The sequence below is a fragment of the Sphingomonas segetis genome, assembly GCF_009720245.1.
Lineage (GTDB): Bacteria > Pseudomonadota > Alphaproteobacteria > Sphingomonadales > Sphingomonadaceae > Sphingomicrobium > Sphingomicrobium segetis.
In genome coordinates this window covers 1-4,200 of sequence record NZ_WJSQ01000194.1, presented here as the reverse complement: position 1 = coordinate 4,200, position 4,200 = coordinate 1, and the positions used below count along the sequence as shown (strand labels likewise).

Genomic DNA, 4,200 nt, shown 5'->3' with positions numbered 1-4,200 from the left:
GCCCGGTGCCGGGCAAGCCTCGGCGGAAGCCGCTGCGGCTGGAGAGTCCGCCTTGGTGGCAGCCGGCGGTTGCGCAGCCGCCGCCGCGGGCGCGGCCATGATCAACGCAATGGGGAGGCCGGCCACCATCGCTTCACCCTCCGCCCCCTTCACTTGCGCGGCAATGAACGGTCGACCTAACGGTGGAATTCCTTTTCCGCCTTCTGGAACCAGCCTTTGGGCGCGACACCGGTCTCGTGCTGCGCGACCTGCGCCGGGTGCTCCTGGGGCTGCGTCCCGGGGAAAGCCGAGATCATGATCCCGACTGCGAGCACGCCGAGCAAGACGAAGAGCGCCAGGAACGGCACCGTCGAGAGCAGGAGCCGCGGCGATTCGGGCTCGGTGCGGTCCTCCCCCCGCCTGCCGCGGCGGAACGTGCGCTTGAGCGCCATCGCCCTGAGGTAGTCCTCGGGACGGGTCCACTTGCCGGCCGGCGACTCCGTCACGCCTTCGCGCTTCATCGCTCCAACGTGCGCGTTTTTGCGCCTGTTCTCAACAGCCTCCTGCGGAGGTCGTCGCTTATTTTTCCCGCGGCACCGAAAGGGTCGCGAGCGTGTCCGCGCCGCACTTGACGGTCACCGACGTGACCGCCTGGCTGTTCGCGATCGTCTCGCTCAGGTCCCACCAATTGTCGGGCGCCGCGAAGCCGGTGTCGTTAATGGTGATCGTCGGCGCGATTTCGGCGCCGGTGCCGCTGACCGTCGCCGGCAGGAGCGAAGCCTTGTAGCGCGGGTCGGAGCGGAATGCCTTGCCGCTGACGACCACATTGCCGTCCTTATCGGTCTTTGCCGCCCAGCCCTTCGTCTCGTCGGGCTTGAAGAAGCAATAGGCCGGCTTCGGCTTCTCGGGCGCGGCCGTGTTCGCCGCAGCATTGTTGGCGGCGCTGTCGTCCGCGGATTGCCCACACGCAGCGAGCGCTAGTGCCGCGCCAAGAATGACGATCGAATGTCGCATGATCCCCTCCCCTTTGCGCCCATTGGAGCGAAAAGGGGCGCGAGGATCAAGTCATCGCGCTGCTAGTGCCCGATGGGCTCGCCGCTCTTTTCCTGCTCGAACAGGTCGGCGACGACATCGCCGCGCGCGGTCAGCCGCACCTTGTCGCCCTCGACCTCGGCGACGAGGCCGCGCGGGATGAAGTGATGCTCGTCCTGATGGCCGACGCCGCTGTCGGCGCGGATCATCTTGATCCGGTTGTCCTCGACCCGGTCGACGGTGCCGATGTGGACACCGTCGGCGCCGATGATTTCCATATGTTCGCGAATGTCTTCAAAGCCGCTCATCATCGTCTCCTTCTGCCGACTGCGTTCCCCCTCAACGCACACGCCGCAGGGACGCTCCGCCGCGCGGGTTGTTCCGTTTGTCACGCGCGCCTAAGTCGCGGCGATGCCCGATGTCCGAACCACGCTTGCCGACGCGCCGACCGCGCCCGATGCGCCGCCCTCGCCGGCGCACGTCACCATCCGCCGCGAGGATTACCAGCCGCCCGACTGGCTGGTGCCCGAGATCGAGCTCGATTTCGACCTCGACGCGGAGCGGACCCGAGTCCGCGCAACGCTCAACGTCGTTCGCAACGGCGAGCACGATCGCCCGTTGCGCCTCGACGGCGACGCGCTCGAGCTGGTTTCGGTGACCGTCGACGGCGAAGCGGCCGATCATCGGATCGAAGGCTCGCAGCTGGTGATCGACATCGCGGGCGAGCGAGCGACGGTCGCGACCGAGGTGATCATTCGCCCGGCGACCAACACCAAGCTGATGGGCCTGTACGCGTCGGGCGGGATGCTCTGCACACAGTGCGAAGCGCAGGGGTTCCGCCGCATCACTTTCTTCCCCGACCGGCCGGACGTGCTGTCGAAATACCTCGTGCGGATGCACGGCGACGCCGCGCGCTTTCCGGTGCTCCTGTCGAACGGCAATCGCGTCGCCGCGGGCGAAAGCGGCAACGGCCGCCACTGGGCGGAATGGGCGGACCCATTCCCCAAGCCCTGTTACCTGTTCGCGCTCGTCGCCGGCGACCTCGAGGCGAACCGCGACAGCTTCACGACGATGAGCGGCCGGAAGGTAGACCTCGCGATCTGGGTGCGCGAGGCGGATCTTCCCAAGACCCAGCATGCGATGGACAGTTTGAAGCTGGCGATGGCGTGGGACGAGAAGGTCTATGGCCGCGAATACGACCTCGACCAGTTCAACATCGTGGCGGTCAGCGACTTCAACATGGGTGCGATGGAGAACAAGAGCCTCAACATCTTCAACTCGGCGTATGTCCTCGCCGACCAGGACACGGCGACGGACGCCGACTTCGACAACATCTCCCGCGTCGTCGCGCACGAATATTTCCACAATTGGTCGGGCGACCGGGTCACCTGCCGCGACTGGTTCCAACTGAGCCTGAAAGAAGGCTTCACCGTGTTTCGCGACCAGAGCTTTGGAGCGGACGTCGGCAGCGCGCCCGTCAAGCGGATCGAGGATGTGCGTGTGCTCCGCGCGGTGCAGTTCCCGGAAGACCAGGGCCCGCTCGCCCACCCGGTTCGGCCCGACTCCTATATCGAGATTTCGAATTTCTACACGGCGACCGTCTACAACAAGGGCGCCGAGGTCATCCGCATGTTCCACACGGTGCTGGGCGCGGAGAAGTTCCGTGCGGGCACTGACCTCTATTTCGACCGCCACGACGGCCAGGCCGCGACCTGCGACGATTTCGTCGCCGCGCTCGAGGACGGGAGCGGAGTCGACCTGCAGCCGTTCAAGATCTGGTACAGCCAGGCGGGTACGCCGAAGGTGCGCGCGCGGCTCGAGCACGATGCGGAGGCGAAGACCGCAACCCTTCATCTCGAACAGCAGGTCGATCCCACCCCCGGGCAGTCGAGCAAGCAGTCGATGCCCATCCCGCTCAGGACCGCGCTGATCGGCAGCGAGAGCGGCCACGAAATCTGCCCGGAACGGCTGATCGTCCTCGACCAGCAGAGCGCAAGCGTCACTTTCGAAAATGTCACCGAAGCGCCGCTGCTCTCCATCAACCGCGGCTTTTCCGCGCCCGTCGTGCTGGAGGCGGAGCGCCCGACGGAAGAGCTCGAGCGGCTCGCCCAGACCGACAGCGATCCATTCGCGCGCTACGAGGCGATGCAGGAACTGATGATGCGTGCACTCGTCGCCGGTGCGCGCGGCCAGGCCGTCGACGCCGCGCCGGTGGTCCGGGCCATCGCGGGGACGCTGAGGTCGAACTCGCTCGACCCCGCCTTCAAGGCCGAGGCGATCCTGCTGCCGAGCGAAAGCCTGATTGCCGACCGGTTGGAGGTGGTCGATCCCGATGCGGTTCACGAAGCGCGCGAGCGGCTTCGCGGAGCGATCGGAAGCGACCTGCGCGGCGAACTACTCGCCGCGTACCGCAGCGACGGCGCTCCAGGTGAGGATCTCAGCCCCCGCGCAAAGGGTATTCGCCGATTGCGGACGGTCGCGCTGGGGCTGATTGCCGCAACCGAAGCGGCCGAGGCGGCGAAGCTCGCGAAAGCGCAGTTCGACCGCGCCGACAACATGACCGAGCGCCAGGGCGCGCTCGGCGTGCTCGTCTCGACGGACCAGCCGGAGCGCGCCGAAGCGCTCGACGCTTTCTACCGGCGTTTTCACGACGACCCGCTGGTGCTCGACAAATGGTTCGCGCTCCAGGCGGCAGCGCAGCGCGCCGATACGGTCGACCAGGTGCTAGAGCTCGCGCAGCACCCCGATTTCGTCATCACCAACCCCAACCGGCTGCGCTCGCTCGCCGGGACGTTCGGTGCCAACCACTGGGCGTTGCATTCCGCCGACGGTCGCGGTTACGCCTTCCTTGCCGAGATGATCATCGCCGCCGACAAGCTGAACCCGCAGGTCGCGGCCCGGCTGGTCCCGCCACTCGGACGCTGGAGGCGGTTAGAACCGAACCGCGCCGCGCTGATGCGCCAGGCGCTGGAGCGGATCGCGGCGACCGAAGGCCTGTCGAAAGACGTCTACGAACAGGTCACGAAGAGCCTGGCGTAATCGCTCAGCCGCCGATCCACTGCGCGATCTGTTGCGCGACCTCGTTGGCGGCGTGGTTCAGCGCCGGCCCGACACTGGCGGCGGTGCCGTCCGACGGCGCGTTCGCCACGAAGCGGCGGGTCTGGACCTCCGCCCCGCCGGCGCTCGCCA

The 4,200-nt window shown here is 67.2% G+C and carries 4 protein-coding genes; 1 reads left to right on the top strand and 3 read right to left on the bottom strand.

Annotated elements, in window-relative coordinates; genetic code table 11:
• Nucleotides 1-176 precede the first annotated feature (176 nt).
• The 3 genes from GH737_RS13385 to GH737_RS13375 all read right to left on the bottom strand — a co-directional run bounded on the left by GH737_RS13385 (nt 177) and on the right by GH737_RS13375 (nt 1,319).
• The gene (locus GH737_RS13385; protein ID WP_196233187.1) at nt 177-500 is read right to left on the bottom strand and encodes a hypothetical protein; all 324 of its coding nucleotides are present in this window, start codon (nt 498-500) and stop codon (nt 177-179) included.
• 58 nt (nt 501-558) lie between these two features.
• The gene (locus tag GH737_RS13380) at nt 559-993 is read right to left on the bottom strand and encodes a hypothetical protein (protein WP_155265293.1); all 435 of its coding nucleotides are present in this window, start codon (nt 991-993) and stop codon (nt 559-561) included.
• A 62-nt stretch (nt 994-1,055) separates the two neighbouring features.
• Nucleotides 1,056-1,319 carry a DUF2171 domain-containing protein gene (locus tag GH737_RS13375; RefSeq protein ID WP_155265292.1) on the bottom strand — a complete coding sequence of 88 codons (264 nt, stop codon included), beginning with the start codon at nt 1,317-1,319 and terminating at the stop codon, nt 1,056-1,058.
• Between the two features lie 103 nt (nt 1,320-1,422).
• On the opposite strand from GH737_RS13375, the gene pepN reads away from it, so the two are divergent.
• Complete coding sequence (pepN, locus tag GH737_RS13370) at nt 1,423-4,050, top strand: aminopeptidase N (RefSeq protein WP_155265291.1); 2,628 nt, start codon at nt 1,423-1,425, stop codon at nt 4,048-4,050.
• Nucleotides 4,051-4,200 lie beyond the last annotated feature (150 nt).